The following is a 380-nucleotide window of genomic DNA, read 5'->3' on the forward strand; positions in this document are numbered from 1 at the left end:
ATTAGCGACACGTGGATATCCCGCGGGCCCGATGCGGTCCCGCAAGATACCACGGGCGCACGGCGGATGCCTTGGCACAGGGAGCCGATGAAGGACGCGGCAAGCTGCGATAATCCCCGGCGAGGAGCACACATCCTTCGACCCGGGGGTCTCCGAATGGGCGAACCCATCCACAGCGGTGTGGATATCCCCACCCCGAACACATAGGGGCGGGGAGGACAACCCGGGGAACTGAAACATCTAAGTACCCGGAGGAGAGGAAATCAATCTCGAGACTCCCCGAGTAGCGGCGAGCGAAAGGGGACCGATGGCCAAACCGTCGAGCGGGCATACCCGGCAGGGGTTCCGCCGGCGGGGTTGCAGGGCCGCGCATCCGGGGG

At 65.5% G+C, this 380-nt stretch carries 1 rRNA gene (running past one end of the window); it reads left to right on the top strand.

What is annotated here, in order from left to right:
* The first annotated feature begins 39 nt into the window (after window positions 1–39).
* Window positions 40–380, top strand: a 23S ribosomal RNA gene (locus tag DWZ22_RS09985) (it continues 2,695 nt past the right edge of the window).

It is taken from the genome of Collinsella sp. AF31-11, from assembly GCF_003475605.1.
Lineage (GTDB): Bacteria > Actinomycetota > Coriobacteriia > Coriobacteriales > Coriobacteriaceae > Collinsella.